General features: G+C 37.3%; 15 protein-coding genes. 13 read left to right on the forward strand and 2 right to left on the reverse strand.

The annotated features are described in order from the left end of the window. Positions 1-421 precede the first annotated feature (421 nt). Together ACEN36_RS00005 and ACEN36_RS00010 are read left to right on the forward strand one after the other, a co-directional pair. Positions 422-1,114: a response regulator transcription factor gene (locus ACEN36_RS00005; RefSeq protein WP_204210399.1), complete on the forward strand. Its 693-nt coding sequence runs from the start codon at positions 422-424 to the stop codon at positions 1,112-1,114. Positions 1,115-1,260: 146 nt separating this feature from the next. After that, positions 1,261-2,649 carry an ATP-binding protein gene (locus ACEN36_RS00010; RefSeq protein ID WP_407095682.1) on the forward strand — a complete coding sequence of 463 codons (1,389 nt, stop codon included), beginning with the start codon at positions 1,261-1,263 and terminating at the stop codon, positions 2,647-2,649. A gap of 121 nt (positions 2,650-2,770) precedes the next feature. On the opposite strand, the gene yidC is transcribed toward ACEN36_RS00010, so the two are convergent. Together yidC and ACEN36_RS00020 are read right to left on the reverse strand one after the other, a co-directional pair. Then, entirely contained in the window at positions 2,771-3,691 is a 921-nt protein-coding gene (gene yidC / locus ACEN36_RS00015) for a membrane protein insertase YidC (protein ID WP_407125731.1), read from the reverse strand. A gap of 69 nt (positions 3,692-3,760) precedes the next feature. Beyond that, positions 3,761-4,048, reverse strand: coding sequence for an acylphosphatase (locus ACEN36_RS00020; RefSeq protein WP_407095783.1), 288 nt, complete (start codon positions 4,046-4,048; stop codon positions 3,761-3,763). A 329-nt stretch (positions 4,049-4,377) separates the two neighbouring features. Between ACEN36_RS00020 and ACEN36_RS00025 the strand changes: the two genes are divergently transcribed. From ACEN36_RS00025 to ACEN36_RS00075, 11 genes are all read left to right on the forward strand, one after another. Beyond that, positions 4,378-6,759 (forward strand): DNA translocase FtsK, encoded by a 2,382-nt coding sequence (locus ACEN36_RS00025; RefSeq protein WP_407125732.1) that lies wholly within the window; start codon positions 4,378-4,380, stop codon positions 6,757-6,759. A gap of 211 nt (positions 6,760-6,970) precedes the next feature. Further along, positions 6,971-8,047: a BMP family protein gene (locus tag ACEN36_RS00030; protein ID WP_407095685.1), complete on the forward strand. Its 1,077-nt coding sequence runs from the start codon at positions 6,971-6,973 to the stop codon at positions 8,045-8,047. Positions 8,048-8,469: 422 nt separating this feature from the next. Next, positions 8,470-10,041, forward strand: coding sequence for an ABC transporter ATP-binding protein (locus tag ACEN36_RS00035; RefSeq protein ID WP_407095686.1), 1,572 nt, complete (start codon positions 8,470-8,472; stop codon positions 10,039-10,041). Next, the gene (locus tag ACEN36_RS00040) at positions 10,031-11,107 is read left to right on the forward strand and encodes an ABC transporter permease (RefSeq protein ID WP_407095687.1); all 1,077 of its coding nucleotides are present in this window, start codon (positions 10,031-10,033) and stop codon (positions 11,105-11,107) included. The genes ACEN36_RS00035 and ACEN36_RS00040 overlap by 11 nt, the downstream gene beginning before the upstream one ends. A 1-nt stretch (position 11,108) precedes the next feature. After that, the gene (locus tag ACEN36_RS00045; protein WP_407095688.1) at positions 11,109-12,068 is read left to right on the forward strand and encodes an ABC transporter permease; all 960 of its coding nucleotides are present in this window, start codon (positions 11,109-11,111) and stop codon (positions 12,066-12,068) included. A gap of 198 nt (positions 12,069-12,266) precedes the next feature. Then, positions 12,267-13,532, forward strand: coding sequence for an EF-P 5-aminopentanol modification-associated protein YfmF (gene yfmF / locus ACEN36_RS00050; RefSeq protein ID WP_407095689.1), 1,266 nt, complete (start codon positions 12,267-12,269; stop codon positions 13,530-13,532). Continuing rightward, a complete protein-coding gene (gene yfmH, locus ACEN36_RS00055) occupies positions 13,529-14,821 on the forward strand; it encodes an EF-P 5-aminopentanol modification-associated protein YfmH (protein ID WP_407125733.1) in 1,293 nt (430 codons plus the stop codon). Before yfmF ends, yfmH begins: the two co-directional genes overlap by 4 nt. A gap of 4 nt (positions 14,822-14,825) precedes the next feature. Next, on the forward strand, positions 14,826-15,551 hold the full coding sequence (gene ymfI, locus ACEN36_RS00060) for an elongation factor P 5-aminopentanone reductase (protein WP_407125734.1): 726 nt from the start codon (positions 14,826-14,828) through the stop codon (positions 15,549-15,551). A gap of 157 nt (positions 15,552-15,708) precedes the next feature. After that, entirely contained in the window at positions 15,709-16,608 is a 900-nt protein-coding gene (locus tag ACEN36_RS00065; RefSeq protein ID WP_407102225.1) for a helix-turn-helix domain-containing protein, read from the forward strand. A gap of 80 nt (positions 16,609-16,688) precedes the next feature. Next, positions 16,689-17,270, forward strand: coding sequence for a CDP-diacylglycerol--glycerol-3-phosphate 3-phosphatidyltransferase (pgsA, locus tag ACEN36_RS00070; protein ID WP_407095693.1), 582 nt, complete (start codon positions 16,689-16,691; stop codon positions 17,268-17,270). A 134-nt stretch (positions 17,271-17,404) separates the two neighbouring features. Next, positions 17,405-18,670: a competence/damage-inducible protein A gene (locus tag ACEN36_RS00075; RefSeq protein ID WP_407102226.1), complete on the forward strand. Its 1,266-nt coding sequence runs from the start codon at positions 17,405-17,407 to the stop codon at positions 18,668-18,670. Positions 18,671-18,679 lie beyond the last annotated feature (9 nt).

Genomic DNA, 18,679 nt, shown 5'->3' on the forward strand with positions numbered 1-18,679 from the left:
GTGAGACGGGGACGATGGTGTGATGGGGTTGTTTTGGCATAACAAAAATTCCTCCTTCTGATTAAGATAGTCTTATCATACAGGAAGAATTTCCGGCTTTCTATGCGGTTAATTTCATCGGGCTTACTCTAAATTGACGGGGAAAGAATAGTTGGTCGGTCCATCAGCAGGAAGTCCTTCTCTATGCTCTCTTTAGACAGGCTGTGTCAAATATTTTTTCATTTTTGGATTAAACAGGAGACTCCATCACCATTCGCTAAATAATTTGAGACTTTGGAAAGTTGTTGTTCTCATTTTATTCTAATTTATGGTAAAATGGTAAAAGAGAAATGAGAAATTCATTGAGAAGTTTAAATAATCGTGCTATTGTAACAATGGCGTGTCAACGGATATGGATAAAAAAAGGAGCGAAATTACCTCTATGAGTAAAGTATTGATTATTGAAGATGAAAAGAATTTAGCTAGATTTGTGGAACTTGAATTGAAACATGAAGGTTACGAAACCGATGTACGTTACGATGGTCGTAATGGTCTAGAAGCTGCATTAGATGAAAAAGAACATTGGGATGTCATTTTGCTTGATGTTATGTTGCCTGAATTGAATGGGATCGATGTTTGTCGCCGTATTCGTCAAGTCAGCAATGTACCTATCATTATGATGACAGCACGTGATTCGGTTATTGACAGAGTTTCTGGATTAGACCACGGAGCAGATGACTACATTGTAAAACCTTTTGCAATTGAAGAATTATTAGCTCGTTTACGGGCTTTATTGCGTCGTATCGATATTGAAGGCGAACAAAATATGACCAAACAAACTACGGTCAGCTATCGCGACCTTGTTGTTGAAAAAGAAAATCGTATCGTTCGCAGAGGCGAAGAAGCTATTGAATTGACTAAACGTGAATATGAATTGATTTTAGAATTGATGGAAAACGTAAACGTTGTGTTATCAAGAGATGTTTTGCTGAATAAAGTTTGGGGATATGAAACAGAAGTAGAAACAAATGTAGTAGATGTTTACATTCGTTACTTGCGGAATAAACTGGATGTTCCAGGACATGAAAGTTATATTCAAACAGTGCGCGGAACAGGCTATGTGATGCGTTCGTGAGAGACTTCCTTAATAATAGGAACAAAGAAGCAAAGACATCTAAGCGGATTTCTCTAAAATGGAAATGGTCCATTATCGTAGCAATAGCTATTTTTCTGACGTACATGATATTTTCTGTTACCATCTTTTTCAGTTTTAGGCAGATTATGCTGAGTCAAGAAGATGAAAATGTAAAAGATGTTATTACAGGTGTAACGAATCGGCTAAATATTGAATCAGATGTATTAACCAAAGCGACGGTCTATCAAGCGCTAAGTCCTACGTACACACCCGCTGCTTCTGAAGTAGATGGGAACTTTGATCAGCGTAATCTGTTGATTGGTCCATCAGGAAATTACGAAGACACCCTCTATGCCGAGATGAGTGAAGAAGGTGTCGTTGTACGTATTTATAGTCCTACATCAAGGTTATTGTTTGAGTCTAAGCCGAGTGATGTTTCGTTCGAACCAAAATCAAAATTAACCGTTAATTTGATTGATATCAATGGCAAAGAAGGAATAGCTGGAATTGCACCCATCTATTCCAGCCAAAACGGAATTTTGATTGGGTATTTGCACGTGACAAATGCACTACAAGATTATCATGATATGTCTGATCAAATTATTTCGGCTGTGTTTTTGATTGGAATATTTGCGTTTCTTTTTAGTGGCGTTACGGGATTCTTATTGGCGAGCAGATTTTTAAAACCTATAAAAACGATGACCAACACTATGAACGATATTCGCAAAGATACTCAATCACAATCTCGTATTCCTGTATCGGATACAAATGATGAACTGGCTTATTTATCAACAGTTTTTAACGATATGTTGGATAAAATGCAGCAGTATATTGAACAACAAAAACAATTTGTAGAGGATGTTTCTCACGAACTGCGGACTCCTGTGGCGGTTATGGAAGGTCATTTGAAACTATTGAACCGTTGGGGCAAGGAAGATCCTGAAATATTGGATGAATCCCTTTTAGCCTCCTTGCAAGAGATAGGGAGAATGAAGACACTGGTTCAAGAAATGTTGGATTTATCCCGTGCAGAACAAGTGGAGATTCATTACAAAAATGAAAAAACACCGATCAAGCAAGTGGTTCATCAAAATTTCAACAACTTTAAAATGATCCATCCTGATTTTGTTTTTAATTTAGATGATGATGTAGACGAAGAAATATACGTTTCCATTTACCGCAATCACTTAGAACAAATTCTCATTATATTACTAGACAATGCCGTTAAATATTCGACTGACAGGAATGAAGTGCATATATCTATTGCTTCGGATGATAAGTTCGTTCATGTAGCGATCCAAGATTTCGGAGAAGGCATGACACCTGAAGATGCGGATAAAATCTTTAATCGTTTTTACCGAGTAGATAAAGCCAGAAGTCGCCATAAAGGCGGAAATGGTTTAGGTTTATCTATTGCTAAAGAATTATTGTTGGGGTATAAAGGCAATATTTCAGTAGACAGTGTATTAAACCATGGTTCTATTTTTAGAATTACATTACCTATTTATAAAGAAACAGATAAACTAAACGGATAAACTGAATCAATTTGAATAAAGCATTTGGGTTTTCCAGCCCAAATGCTTTTTCAAATGAATCATGCGGCGAAAAATAAAAAACATCTATCGTACGCAGATAGATGTTTTTTTCTGTGTTGTATTATTTATTTCGTTGTTTTCCAGCATTTCTACCTTGACTGCTATTGCGCTCTCGGTAAGAGGTCTGTGGAGTAGGTTCTTTTTCTTCTATAATTGTTGGACGTCTTTTTTTCAGTTCAACTTTTGGTTTGTTTTTGAACTCTTCTGCTAATTTAGCCTTCAATTTAGGTTTGAAAACCATATTTGTGATGAACGATTGTGCCATTGCAAATATTCCACCAGCGATCCAGTATAAAGCTAATCCGGCTGGAGAGGAGAAGGAAATCATTGTAATCATAATCGGACTCATAAACATCATGGTACGAGATTGTTTCTTTTGCTCAGGCGTCATTCCCATCATGGAAACATAGGCTTGTCCCAAGTAAATCGCTCCTGCAATAATTGCAAATGGAATATAAGATTCTCCCAGATTCACACCAAGGAAAGTACTGCTGGCAATTTCATTGGACAAATTGATCGCTTGATACATTGCTGTAAACACGGGCATTTGGATCAATAAAGGCAGACATCCGATACCACCAAGCATATTGATGTCATTGGCTTTATAAAATGCCATCATTTCTTGTTGAATTTCAGCTTTTTCTTCATTTGTTTGTGCGTTTTTCAAAGCTGCTTGAATTTCATCCATTTCAGGTTTTACTAAAGCCATTTTTTCTTGCTGAACCAAAGCTTTTTTTGACTGGCTTAGATTCATTGGTAAGATAATGACTCGTACAATAATGGTGATCGCGATGATCGCTAAACCATAGTTGCCTCCAAAAAGGTCTGCTAACCGAATAATCAATTGTTGTAAGGGCGTCACCAAGTACTCATAAATAACGCCTGTAGGATTCCCATTTGTGTCGTAACTCATACATCCCGAAAGGAAAAGCATCAGCCCAGCGAGTGTTGCTGTTAATTGAACTTTTTTATTCTTTATCATTTTTCACAATCCTTCGTATAGTTTAAAAGTCAATACTAACGATAACTATACAGGATTCAATAAAGCATTTCAATTGCTTATAGAAAATTTAACACGTTCTTCAATAGTTGCATCTTCCTCTATAGTAACGTGTTCAACGTTAGCACTTGGAGAAGGCGATTTTCTTATAGCTTCAATAAATTCAGCTATTTTGTCTACTTCACCATTGGCTTCAATATAAACTGTTCCGTCATTTTCATTGCGTACGATTCCAGAAACTCCAATACGATCAGCAACTTGTTTGGTCGTATAACGAAAACCTACTCCTTGCACTAACCCTTCAACAATCATGCGGATTTTTCTTGTAGTTGGATCCATGGGCTGATTGATGGGAGAAGTTGTGGAAGAAGAGACCGAAGCTTTATTGCTTTTAGAATCACCCGTCAGTTTACCTTTTAGTTGTGAGAAAAAACTTTTCACTATAAAAACCCCCTTATCCATTTAAATTAAAAGAGATGTGAATCATCTCTGTCCGATACGATACATGAAAAATTCTACCGACTATTAAGCACTTCTATTTTATCGAGTTACACAATCAAGGTCAACTAATAGAGAAGACACTGAAGGAGATAACAAATCGAACTGACGCATTCCTTAGTATCGAAATTTTGTGTATAATAAGGAAGAGAGTATGCGAAAGGGGTAAAATGTTGGCTACTAAAAGAAAAAAAACAACTAAAAAAACGAAAAAGAAACAAAGTATCTCTATTGAAGTTATTGGATTTATATTTATTATTTTAAGTTTATTCTCTATTACAAGTGTAGGCTTTATTGGAGTATTAAGCGCAAATGCATTTCGATTCTTTGTTGGAGACACCTATCTGGGAGCCTCCATTTTATTAGGATTGTATGGGTTGTTTTTACTATTAAAAGGCGAGGAACCTCCTTTCAAAAATAAGCGTTTAGTTGGGATGTTCTTGTTGTATTTAGGCATTCTTCTGTTCCTGCATACCCGTCTCTTTACAGGGCTCATGGAACCTGGGACCAATGTCATCACAGCTACCTTACGCTTTTTTATGGTTGATTTAAGCAATAATGAATTGATACACCCCTTAGGCGGAGGTATGTTGGGGGCATTGGTTTATGCTGCCAGCTATTTTCTAGGAGCACAATGGGGAAGCTACTTATTCTCGGCTGTATTAGGAGTGATCGGCGTCTTCTTTATCTTTCAGTTATCTTTTGGAAAAGCGTTAGAGTATATCCGTTCGGGACTGAAATTTGTAGCGCATAAAATAGTAGAAGTGAGTTTAGTCGTAAAAGAAAAAACGCGGCAGAAACAAGCTACAAGAAAAGAATCTAACAAAAAAACCGGAAAAAAAACAGTTGTCAAAAAGACTGAGGCAAAAGAGCCGGTTCAGCCGAAAGAAAATTTATCTCTTGCAGACTCTGCTTCTATGGGAGAACAGAATGCAAACCATGAAAAAGCAGAACAAGTAACGTTAGAAATTGATAGTTATCAACAAAATCCATCTCTAAATCCAACAAAAGGTAATTCAGTCAATAAGGAGCAGGCGGCTTCTGAAGAATCTGAACAAGGCGAGGCAGTGCCGCTGGATTTTGATATTTCAGCTGAAGTAGAAAATGAAGATTATCAGTTGCCGCCATTTACATTGTTGAATGAAGTAGAGCATCAGGACCAATCTGGAGAATACAAAATTGTCGAAAAGAATGTTAGAAAGTTGGAAGAAACATTTGACAGTTTTGGCGTCGACGCTAAGGTAGTGAAAGCAAGACTAGGTCCAGCAGTCACGAAATACGAAGTTAAACCAGCTATTGGAGTAAAAGTGAGTAAAATCGTTAATCTAAGTGATGATATTGCGCTTTCTCTTGCAGCTAAAGATATTCGGATGGAAGCTCCTATTCCTGGAAAACCTTTTATTGGTATTGAAGTGCCGAATAATGAAGTAAATGTCGTCTCTTTCAGAGACGTGATGGAAAATTATGCGGGGAACAAAGAAAAAATGCTGGAAGTTCCACTAGGAAGAGATATATCGGGGAATATTGCATTAGCCGATTTAACCAAGATGCCTCATTTGCTGATTGCTGGATCAACGGGTAGTGGGAAATCAGTCTGTATCAATGGAATCATTACTAGTTTATTAATGAAATCCAAGCCGAATGAAGTCAAATTGATGATGATCGATCCTAAAAAAGTGGAGCTGAATGTATATAACGGGATTCCTCATTTGCTGACACCTGTTGTAACAAATCCTAAAAAAGCGGCACAGGCTTTACAAAAAGTAGTAGAGGAAATGGAACGACGCTATGAATTGTTTGCAACAACTGGAATGAGAAATATTACTGGTTATAATGAGCATGTCCATGAAAAAAACGCAGAAAATGGAGAAAACCAGCCTACATTACCATTCATTGTAGTCATTGTAGACGAGTTGGCTGATTTGATGATGGTAGCAAGTAATTCAGTAGAAGATGCTATCACCAGATTGGCACAGATGGCCCGCGCTGCTGGTATGCATATGATTTTGGCTACACAACGTCCAAGTGTAGATGTTATTACCGGTATCATCAAAGCCAATGTTCCTTCAAGGATTGCTTTTGCAGTTTCGAGTGGTACGGACTCCCGAACAATTATTGATAGCAATGGAGCCGAAAAGTTGCTCGGCCGTGGAGATATGTTGTATTTACCAATGGGACAAAATAAACCTGCCCGTGTCCAAGGAGCCTTTTTATCTGATTCAGAAGTTGAACGAATTGTTTCCTTTGTAACCACTCAGCAGTCCGCGAATTACGTTGAAGAAATGATGCCTTCAGACGAACCGGAAAATGCTCTGGCTGGAGAGGCAGAAGATGAATTGTTTGATGAAGCCGTATCTTTAGTGGTAGATATGGAAACAGCCAGCATTTCAATGCTGCAAAGGCGTTTTCGTATAGGTTACAATCGCGCTGCTCGTCTCATGGATGAAATGGAAATGAGAGGGATAGTGGGACCTTCTGAAGGAAGTAAACCAAGAAAAGTGAATCTGCAAAAAGAACCAGATGAACTGGAAGAAGACCCAAGACAAAATTAAAATGTGTAACGATTGGCTCCGAACAGGTTACGATTTATCTTAACTTGTCAAGAATTAAAAAAAGGTTAAAAAATGAACGATTTTAAGCAAAAACGGTTTCAATTATCGTTTTGTTATTTATTTTTTTGAATAATGATGTTAATATGAAAGCGAGGATGAATTGGTAGAGTATCAATTCAAACTACAAAATATTTTACGGGGGTAAATTATAGTGGAAAATCGCAATATTAAGCGTTTATTGGGGTTAGGATTAACAACAGGTTTGGTTTTAGCAGCTTGCGGAAATGGAGGAGACTCTGAGAATACAGAAACAACTTCTGATGAAGCAGGATCTGCGGAAGACTTTTCTATTATCATGGTTACAGACATCGGTGGAGTTGACGATGGTTCATTTAACCAATCAGCTTGGGAAGGTATGCAAGCTTGGGGAGAAGAAAACGGAAAAGAAGAAAACAATGGTTATGCATATATTCAATCTAATGAAGATTCAGAATTTGTACCTAACTTAAACCAAGCTGTTAATGGGAATTTCAATTTGATTTATGGGATTGGATTTAAATTAAAACCAGCTATGGAAGAAGTAGCTAGTGCAAATCCAGAGCAAAAATTTGTGATTATTGATGACGTTATTGAAGCCGACAATGTTGCTTCTGTATTGTTTAAAGACCATGAAGCTGCCTTTTTAGCAGGTGTTGCAGCTGCGTCAACTACTGAAACTGACCACGTAGGTTTTGTAGGTGGACAAGAAAGTGCTGTTATTGACCGTTTTGAAGCTGGTTTCTTAGCAGGTGTTTACGCTATTAATCCAGATATCACGGTAGATGTTCAATACGCTGAATCATTTGGAGATGCTGCTAAAGGGAAACAATTAGCTGCTGCTATGTACTCAAATGGTGCGGATATCATCTATCACGCTTCAGGTGATACAGGTAACGGTGTATTTACAGAAGCTAGAGATCGTATGAATGCAAATCCTGATCAACAACTTTGGGTAATCGGTGTTGACCGTGACCAAACGGATGAAGGTAACTATGATGGTGGGAACTTAACGCTGACATCTACTCTTAAAGGTGTAGGCCAAGTTGTTCAAGATATGTCTAACGAAGCAATGGACGATACTTTTGCTGGTGGAGAAGTAAGCAACTATGGTTTAGCTGAAGACGGTGTTGATTTAACTGAAGGCAATTTAACTGATGAAGCTTGGGCTGCTGTTGAAGATTACAGACAACAAATCATTGATGGAACAATTGTAGTTCCTGAAAACCCAGACGACGTAACAGCTGAATAATTATTGGCATTCAGTATTACGTAAAATATAAATTTTTCTCTTAATAGAGCAAGCGTGCAAAACCCGAAAAACTCTGTATGGTTATTCTCTAAATTGTGATAGGCGGAAAATACGTTCTTTGGCAACCGTGAATCGATACAAGAGTTCGGGTTTTCACGCGTTTAAAAGTCTGAATGTCAGCGGCATTCATCACTACCCGTAAATAAGAACTTAGATAGAATTTATACATTGAAAAAGACCAAAGGGGGTTCGACCAAAATATTCTTTTGGACGGCTCCCTTTTATCATGCAAAGATTAAAAAAATCTTCATTAAATAAATGAATACTAGTATTTACCTTAAGAATTCGATAAAATATGTAAAAGTGAGTTCCCATCTTTAAAGCTTAAAAAGCAGACAAACGAATAAAGGAGTGAAATTATCATGCCCGACACAGCAAATGTTATTGAAATGCGTGGCATTACAAAACAATTTGGCAGCTTCAAAGCTAATGATAATATCAATTTGACGGTGAAAAAGGGAGAAGTTCATGCGTTATTAGGGGAAAATGGCGCAGGAAAATCAACATTGATGAACATACTTTCCGGATTGTTGGAACCAACTTCAGGTGAAATTTATGTAAATGGAGAAAAGGTACATATCACTTCTCCTAGTGCGTCATCTAAATTAGGTATTGGGATGGTTCATCAACATTTTATGTTAGTAGATCAATTTACCATTACTGAAAATATTATTTTGGGAACTGAGAAGACTAAATTAGGTTTCTTGGAAAGAAAAGAAGCACAACAAGAAATCAAAGAGCTTTCTGAACGTTATGGATTATTTGTAGATCCTTCAGCTAAAGTAGAATCAGTTTCAGTAGGGATGCAACAACGAGCAGAGATTTTAAAAACATTGTACCGTGGAAATGATATTTTGATTTTAGATGAACCAACTGCTGTGTTAACTCCTCAAGAAATCGCTGAATTAATGGATATTCTAAAATCGTTAACCAAAGAAGGAAAATCCATTATCATTATTACGCACAAAATCGAAGAAATCAAAGCTGTTGCTGACCGTTGTACGGTTATTCGACGTGGGAAAAGTGTCGATACAGTTGATGTTAAATCTACCTCACAACAAGAATTAGCAGACTTGATGGTTGGACGTTCTGTTTCATTTAAAGTGGATAAAATGCCTGCGCAACCTAAAGATCCGGTATTAACGATAAAAAATCTTGTAGTAAAAGAAAATCGTGGCCTAGAAGCCGTTAAAGACTTAAGTTTAGAAGTTAGAGCGGGTGAGATTCTAGGAATTGCTGGAATTGATGGCAATGGTCAAAGTGAATTGATTCATGCAATCACTGGATTAGCAAAAGTAGAATCTGGAACGATCACTTTAGAAGGTCAAGAGATCCAAAACTTGCCGCCGCGAGTGATTACAGAAACAGGTTTAGGACACATACCAGAAGATCGACACAAATACGGACTTATTTTACCGATGACTATTTATGAAAATATGGCATTACAAACTTATTATAAAGAACCATTTAGCAAGAATACTTTCTTGAATAAAGATGCTATGCAAGAGAGTGCTCGTAAATTGATTGAACAATATGATGTTAGAACACAAAGTGAAAATAGTACTGCTGAGTCATTATCAGGAGGAAATCAGCAAAAAGCCATTATTGCACGTGAAATTTCCCGCCAACCTAAATTCTTGATTGCGGCTCAACCCACTCGTGGATTAGATGTTGGAGCAATAGAGTACATTCACAGCAGTTTAGTAGAGCAACGGGATAATGGAAAAGCTGTTCTTTTAATGAGTTTTGAATTAGATGAAGTTATGAATGTATCCGATCGTATTGCTGTAATGTACGAAGGAAAAATTGTAGGAATTGTTGATCCTAGAGAAGTTACCGAGCAAGAATTAGGGTTGCTAATGGCAGGTTCTTCATTAGAAAAAGCAAAAGCTTCAGAAAGTCAAAGCGGAAAGGAGTCAGCAAATGTTAAATGAGAATAAAAAGACCTTAACAAATTTGACGGTTCCTATTTTATCTGTTGTATTGGGATTAGTTTTGGGAGCAGTCATTATGCTTGGATTTGGCTATGACCCGATAGCTGGATACCAATCCATGATAAACGGAGCTTTAGGAAGTCCCTTTTATATTGGAGAAACTTTGCGTTATGCAAGCCCCTTAATTATTATTGGATTAGGTTTTTCCATTGCTAATTCAGCTGGTTTCTTTAACATTGGGCTTTCTGGACAAGCTTTAATGGGTTGGCTTGTATCCGTTTGGGTAGCGATTAGTTTTCCAGATGTTTCAGGATTCATTTTACTGCCTGTTAGTGTAATTGTCGGAGTATTAGCTGGGGCAATATGGGCTGGTATTGCAGGCGTATTGCGTGCTTACTTTGGAACAAGTGAAGTTATCATTACGATTATGCTAAACTATACAGCTCTTCATGTAACCAATTATTTGATTCGTAACGTGTTGACTGATTCATCAGATGCAACATCTCGTATTCCAGAACAAGCAAGCCTTCGAATGGATTGGTTGTCTCAATTAGCTGGTGGTTCGCGTGTGAATGCAGGGTTGTTTATTGCAGTTGTAGTAACGATTTTAGTATGGGTCTTTATGACTAAAACGACTATGGGGTATGAAATCCGATCTGTTGGAATGAACCCGTTTGCTTCTCAATATGCAGGTATGAATGCTAAGAAAAATATTATTTTGTCTATGCTGATCAGTGGTGGATTAGCTGGATTAGGCGGAGTTTTAGAAGGATTAGGAACATTTAACAATATCTTCGTTCAAGCAGGTATTCCTAATGTTGGGTTTGATGGTATGGCCGTGGCGTTATTAGGGTTGAGTCATCCTATCGGAATTGTTTTTGCAGGATTATTATTTGCAGTACTGAAAATTGGTGGAGCAAGTATGCCTCTTGGATCTGGCGTACCAACTGAAGTGGTAGATATTGTTATTGCATCAATCATCTTCTTTGTTGGAGCAAACTATTTGATTCGATTCTTTATCAATAAATTTTCCGGTAAAAAAGATGTCAAAGGAGGAGTGAAGTAAAATGGATATCGTTTCATTATTACAACTAGTAGTTTCCTCAGCATTGATGTATTCTGCACCTCTAATCTTAACAGCATTAGGCGGTACTTTTTCTGAAAGAAGTGGAATTGTAAACGTTGGATTAGAAGGGATTATGGTGATTGGGGCTTTCTCATCTATCGTATTTAATCTTTCTTTTGCAGGACAGTTAGGAAATATGACCCCTTGGGTAGGTATGATTATCGGTGGATTATTCGGAGCAGCATTTTCTTTAATTCATGCTGTAGCTACTGTTAATTTAAGAGCCGATCACATTATCTCAGGTACAGTAGTCAATTTAATGGCACCGGCTTTAGCTATCTTTTTGACTCGTATCCTTTATGATGGACGTGGACAAACAGATTTTATTTCTCAAAACTTTGGGATTTCAGATGTACCTCTATTAGTGGATATTCCGGTAATAGGAGATATATTCTTTAACAATACTTATTTACCAGCTTTCTTTGGTATCGTGGTAGCTGTTTTATGTTGGTTTATCTTATTTAAAACTCGCTTTGGCCTAAGACTAAGAGCAGTTGGTGAACACCCGCAAGCAGCAGATACATTAGGAATCAATGTTTACGCTATGAAATATTCAGGAGTGTTAATTTCTGGAGTTTTAGGTGGTATGGGTGGAGCGATTCAAGCCCAATTGATTTCTTCTCAATTTGCGGCATCTACCATAGCTGGTCAAGGATTTATGGCTATGGCTGCAATGATTTTTGGTAAATGGAATCCACTTGGAGCAATGGGAGCAGCGATTTTCTTTGGTTTAGCACAAAGTTTAGCTGTTACCGGTTCTTATATCCCAGTTATCAATACCATTCCAAGTGTCTTTTTAGATATCGCTCCATACGTCATCACTATTGTAGTATTAGTAGGAGTAATCGGAAAATCAGAAGGACCAGCAGCAAATGGTGTAACATACATCAAGTCAAAATAAGAACGTGGAACAGAATAGTTTGACTCGTTGAGCATTTTTCATGAAGTCAGCATCCTCTTTTTCCATTCAAAAAAAAGTGTTGCAGTTCATTTATTGAGCTGCAACACTTTTTTTTATTTGTTTTCCAATCCCTTTATTTTTCAAGCTATTTCAACTAAGATAAATAAGTGCAGTTTATTTGATTGAGGAGGAATAACTATGGTGACGAACCTAGCAAAAGGGGTCCATTTACACGTATTACCAACAAAAAAATATAAAACGATTCAAATCAGCTTGAAATTCAAAACACCTTTGAAGAAAGGATTAGCCACGAGAAGAACACTAATCGCTAGTTTGTTAGAAGTAAACAGTAAAAAATACCCTAATCAAACAGCTTTAAGATCAAAACTGTCTGATTTATACGGTGCTGGTTTTGGAACGACCATTTCCAAAAAAGGTTCTTATCATATCTTCTCTGTTGGAATGAGTATAGTAAATGATAAATTTATCAGTATGGAATCAAACTTATTAGAGGAAGCAGCAGATTTTCTGAAAGAAATTTTATTCTATCCAAATGCTGAAAATGATGCCTTCGATAAGACAACATTTACTCGCGAAAAAGCCAAACTGGCTGATGATTACGACAGTCTTTTAGATGATAAACAAACATATGCTAAATTAGCTTTGCTGCGCTTATTATTTGAAGATGAAAATCAACAAGTGCCGAGTATCGGATTGAAATCCGACCTTAAATCGATTACCAGTGAAAGTCTATTTAACGATTATCAAGATTTATTATCTCATGATGAGATAGACATATATGTTTTAGGAGATGTAACAGAGGAAAAAGTAGCCGAAGTGTTTACTAAATTTGAGTTTGAAGATAGATTGAAGAAGGAAACTCCCATTTTTTATAGGGAAGAAGCCGTACCGACTGCGAATCAACAAATGGAGATCCAAGAAGTTACACAAGCTAAGTATAATTTAGGATACACTACTCCTGTTTTTTACCATGATGAACATTATTACGCTGGTCAAGTTTTTAATGGGCTGTTTGGTGGTTATCCGCATTCTAAGTTGTTTATGAATGTACGTGAAAAAGAGAGTTTAGCTTACTATGCTTCAAGTTCTTTAGATACCTTTAACGGAACTATGATCGTTCAAACGGGAATTGATAGTAAAGAAGTTGAAAAAGTAAAAGAGATTGTGACTCAACAACTGATAGAAATGCAAAATGGGAATTTTTCGGAAGAAGATTTTCGACAAACTAAAAGCATGTTGAAAAATAGCGTGATTCAATCTGAAGATAATCCAGGTTCTGTTATTGAACGCACATATGCGAATCAACTAGCATTAGACAAGGTCATTGATACTGACGAATGGATTTCAAAACTTGAACAAGTGACTAAAGAAGAAGTCATTTTTGTTGCTAAAGAAGTACAACTGAAAGCAACTTTCTTTTTAACAGGAGGCACAGCGGAATGAAGAAAATCAAATACGACCAATTGCAGGAGACACTCTATACAGAAACAATGGGCAACGGCTTAACGGTAACCTTACTGCCTAAAAATGAGTTTCATAAAACCCATGCGTTATTCACAACCAATTATGGTTCAATCGACAACACCTTTGTACCATTAGGAAAAGAAGAAATGGCAACTGTTCCTGACGGCATCGCCCATTTCTTAGAGCATAAATTATTTGAAAAAGAAGATGGCGACGTCTTTCAAAAGTTCGGGAAGTTTGGCGCTTCAGCAAATGCTTTTACCAGCTTTACACGTACAAGCTATTTATTTTCGAGCACTGAAAAAGTGAAAGAAAACTTGATGACGTTAATCGATTTTGTACAAGAGCCTTATTTTATTGAGGAAACAGTTAACAAAGAAAAAGGGATCATTGCTCAAGAGATACAAATGTATGATGATGAACCAGATTGGCGCCTATTTTTTGGATTACTGACGAATCTGTATCCTAAACACCCATTACACATCGACATTGCTGGAACAGTAGAGAGTATCATGGATATTACAGCGGATGATTTATATGAAAGCTACCATACTTTTTATCACCCCAGCAACATGAATCTTTTTGTTGTCGGCAAATTAGACCCAGAACAGATGATGCAGGAAATCCGAGACAATCAAAAGAACAAACAATTTGCCGACCCCAAAGAAATTGTACGTTATTTTCTGGAAGAAACGGTTGAGGATATTGAAGCGTACAGTTCGATAACATTGCCTGTCAATCGTCCTAAAAGTATTATCGGTGTCAAAGGAGTAACAGAGCCTCCAACTGGAAGAGACGGATTAGCTTATAAAACCAAGATGAGTATTCTGTTGAGTTTATTGTTCGGTACAACGTCTAAAAATTATTTAGCCTTATACGATTCTGGTTTAATTGATGACAGCTTTTCCTATGATTTTACGATGGAGCGGTCGTTCCATTTTCTAGATATAGGCAGTGATACGAAAGAGCCTGAAAAGTTTGCTCAGACTATTAAAGAATTGTTGTTGTCAGCTAAAGATAGCTCAGAGCTGAATGAAGAGCATTTGATGTTAATCAAAAAGAAAATGATTGGGCAGCATTTGCAATCGTTGAATTCCTTAGAGTATATTGCGAATCAATACAGCCAAGAGCTGTTTGGAGAAGCTACTTTATTTGATATGGTCCCGATCATTGAATCGATTCAACTTGAAGATATAAAAGAAGTAGCAGCTAAGTTCATGGTATCAGAACACATGAGTACATTTAGTATTCTGCCTAAAGGAGAATAAGCTCATGAAATTTGCGTTGATTATGGGAGCCAGCGGAGGAATCGGACAAGCGATTGCTTTTGAATTAGCTCAAGATAGTTGGTCTTTGTATTTGCATTACAACAACGGAAGAGACACTGTAGAACAACAGATAAAAGAATTGCAGGAACAATTTCCCAAACAGGACTTTTTTGCCTTGCAGATGGATATGAAAAGAGAAGAGTCAGTTTCGAAGTTCGTTGAAAACTTGTTTCAAGTAGATGCAGTTGTATTTGCCAGCGGTTTTACAGAATATCACTTATTGACAGAAGTAAGTGTAACAGAGATACACGATTTGTTAGCAGTTCATCTCACTACGCCGATTCAAATTATTCAGCTGCTTCAAACTAAACTAGCTAAATCTGAATTTGGACGTGTGGTGTTTATCAGTTCGGTCTATGGAGAGGCTGGCAGTGCAATGGAAGTGATGTACAGTACAGCTAAAGGAGCTCAATCGGCATTTGTCAAAGCTTACAGCAAAGAAGTGGCCAGTCTGGGAATCACAGTAAATGCCCTCGCGCCTGGTGCAATAGAGACAAATATGATCCAAGATTTTACGCCTGAAGAATTAGAGGCACTAAAAGAAGACATTCCTGTGGGAAGATTGGGGCATGTACAGGATGTTAGTTTTTGGGTAAAGCAATTAGTAGATAAAAGAAGTGAGTATTTAACTGGCCAAACGATTACGGTAAGCGGCGGCTGGTTAAGATAAAAAAGGATGTTTTTTTAAAAGCAGATTCAAGAATTGTTAAGGAATTTCTTAAAAAACAGCAAAAAAGATGTTTCTCATTATAGGGGTATGTTATACTCTTAGATGAATGAGATTTATATGCTCACTAATTTCATAGAATAGGAAGGTGAGAAGCTCTGTGGCAGAAGTAGGAGAAAAATTACAAGAAGCCCGAAAAGCTAAGGGATATACTTTAGACGATTTACAACAAATTACGAAAATTCAAAAACGCTATTTGATTGCCATTGAAGAAGGCAACTACAATGTGATGCCAGGTAAGTTTTATGCACGAGCGTTTATTAAACAATATGCCGACACAGTAGGTTTAAACGGAGATCAATTGCTAGAAGAATACGATGATACCGTTCCACATACACATGATGAAGAATTCGTTGAAAAAGTATCTTCCAGTCAAACGAGATCAGGGAATAAGAAACAAGATTCTTTTCTGGAAAAAGTTCAAGACCATTTGCCAACGATTTTAATCGTATTGTTGGTGATTGCAATCGTTGTGGCTATTTATGTAGCCGTAACTAATTCAGCAAGCAATAACTCGGAAAATATGATATCGGTAGATTCCTCGACTGTCGTCTCAAGCGAAAATGAAAGTTCAGCTCAAGAAGAGGAAGAATCTTCTGCAGAAGAAAGTTCTCAAAGCGAATCAGAAGAATCTGAATCTGCGCCAAGTGTAGAATTGGTCTCTTCTACTGGCTCATCTTCTGTGTATTCTATTTCAAGTCCTGAAGAAACCAACACAGTTACTTTAGCTGCAGAAGGCGGCGATACTTGGGTAAGTATTGCGGCTGATGGATCAATGGTAGAACAAGGATTGGTCAGTGATGGAGATACATTGGATGCTGAAGTTCCAGCAGGGACACAATCTGTGGTAATGATCATTGGCAGTGCTCCAAATACGACTATTCAATTGAATGGACAAGCGATTGAATATGCACCAGAAGCTTCTGAAAATGTACGCCAAGAAATTGAACTTCAATTTGAAACGAATGCTTCAGGATCTGACACAGAATCTGAAGAGTAAGCACACAAAATTAAACCAACAGTAAGAAGTCCTGTGGTATTGTGCCACAGGCTTTCTTGCTTTTTAAAGGAGGATTTGCAGTGAATTTACCGAATAAATTAACTGTCGTCAGAATCATTTTAATTCCCGTTTTTATGCTCATCATTCTTGCGCCATTGAATTGGGGAGAAATCAGTGTTCTAGGATCTACAATTGAAGTGACTCAAATTGTAGGAACGCTTGTCTTTATTGTCGCTAGTTTTACGGATTGGCTAGATGGACATATAGCACGCAAAAGAAATTTGATTACGAACTTTGGGAAATTTGCCGATCCTTTAGCGGATAAATTACTTGTTGCTACAGCGATGATTATTTTAGTAGGACAAGATCTTGCACCTGCTTGGGTAGTTGCGATTATTATTATGCGAGAATTAGCGGTAACAGGGCTTCGTTTACTATTGGTTGAACAAGGCGGAACAGTTTTAGCAGCTGCTTGGCCTGGAAAAATCAAGACCAATACTCAAATGTTTGCTATCATATTCTTGTTGTTAAATGATTTTCCATTTGGGTTGTTGCCTTTTTCTATTGGGGAAGTCATGTTGTACATTTGTCTGTTCTTTACGATTTATTCAGGAGCAGATTACTTTATCAAAAACAGTCAAATTTTTAAAGGTTCCATGTAATCCATTCATTATAAAGTGGCTATACCAAAAAGATTCTTTTGGTATAGCCACTTTACGTTTGTTAAGAGATAAATTGTGCTAAAATTAAAAAAGAAGATGCTTCATTGTGTATAGTATAGAAAGGGGATAAATAAATGAACGCTGAAATTATTGCAGTAGGAACGGAACTTTTATTAGGGCAGATCGTGAATAGTAATGCCAGTTATTTATCCAGCGAATTAGCAGCACTGGGAATTGATGTATTTCATCATACTGTTGTAGGAGATAATGAACAACGTTTAAAGGAAGCTGTTGAAATAGCTGAACAAAGAGCAGATTTAATTGTCTTTTCTGGAGGCTTGGGGCCTACTAAAGACGACATAACAAAACAGGTCTTAGCGGATCATTTGGGGCTGTCTTTAAGAGTAGATGAAAAAACGGAACAACAAATCACTAATTATTTTAACGAAATGAAGCGAGAAATGACGACAAATAATCAGCGGCAAGCGCTAGTCATTGAAGGAGCTGTTGTTTTAAACAATCAGTCGGGTTTAGCAGCAGGGATGTATTTAGAGCACGAAAATAGAAAATACATTCTCTTGCCGGGCCCCCCAAATGAGTTAAAACCTATGTTTAGAGACGAAATTGTTCCCATTTTATCGGTACGCGCAGAGGATACTGAAATCTTAGTCTCTCGAGTCTTGCGTCTATTTGGTATTGGAGAATCACAATTAGCAGATACTTTAGCAGACATTATAGACAATCAAACGAATCCTACGATTGCTACTTATGCTGGAGAGAATGAAGTATCTATTCGTATAACGGCTAAAGAAAAAACGGCTGAAAAATGCAATCAACTGCTGGATGTACTAGAAAACCAAGTGCGAAATCTTGTAGGGGAATACATTTATGGTATAGGAAGCGATACTTCTTTAGCTCAAGTAGTAAGGGATTTATTAGTGGATAAAGATTATCGTATTACTGCAGCAGAAAGTTTAACGGGCGGGTTGTTCCAAAGTACACTGGTCAATATTCCTGGGTTAAGCTTAAACTTCATTGGAGGATTAGTCTCTTACAGTGAAGGAGTAAAAGAAAATGTACTAGGAGTAGCCAAAGAAACGATCGATCATTATGGTGTTGTGAGTTTTGAGTGCGCAACAGAGATGGCGGACAGAATAAAAGAAATGTTTGACGCAGATATCGGAATATCTTTTACAGGATATGCTGGTCCAAAAGAAATCGATGGAGAAAAGGCAGGTAGTGTTTGGATCGGGTTAGCTGTATCCGGAAAAGAAACTACGGCTTATCATTCCCATTTTGTCAAAGATCGTAATAACAACCGACAACGTACAGTACTCACTGGATTAGATATCGTTCGCCGTTTATTGTTGGATTTACCGTCAAAAAAAGTTAATAATTAACCGAATGTT

This window comes from Desemzia sp. FAM 23989 (assembly GCF_045528345.1).
In the GTDB taxonomy this organism is placed as follows: domain Bacteria; phylum Bacillota; class Bacilli; order Lactobacillales; family Carnobacteriaceae; genus Desemzia.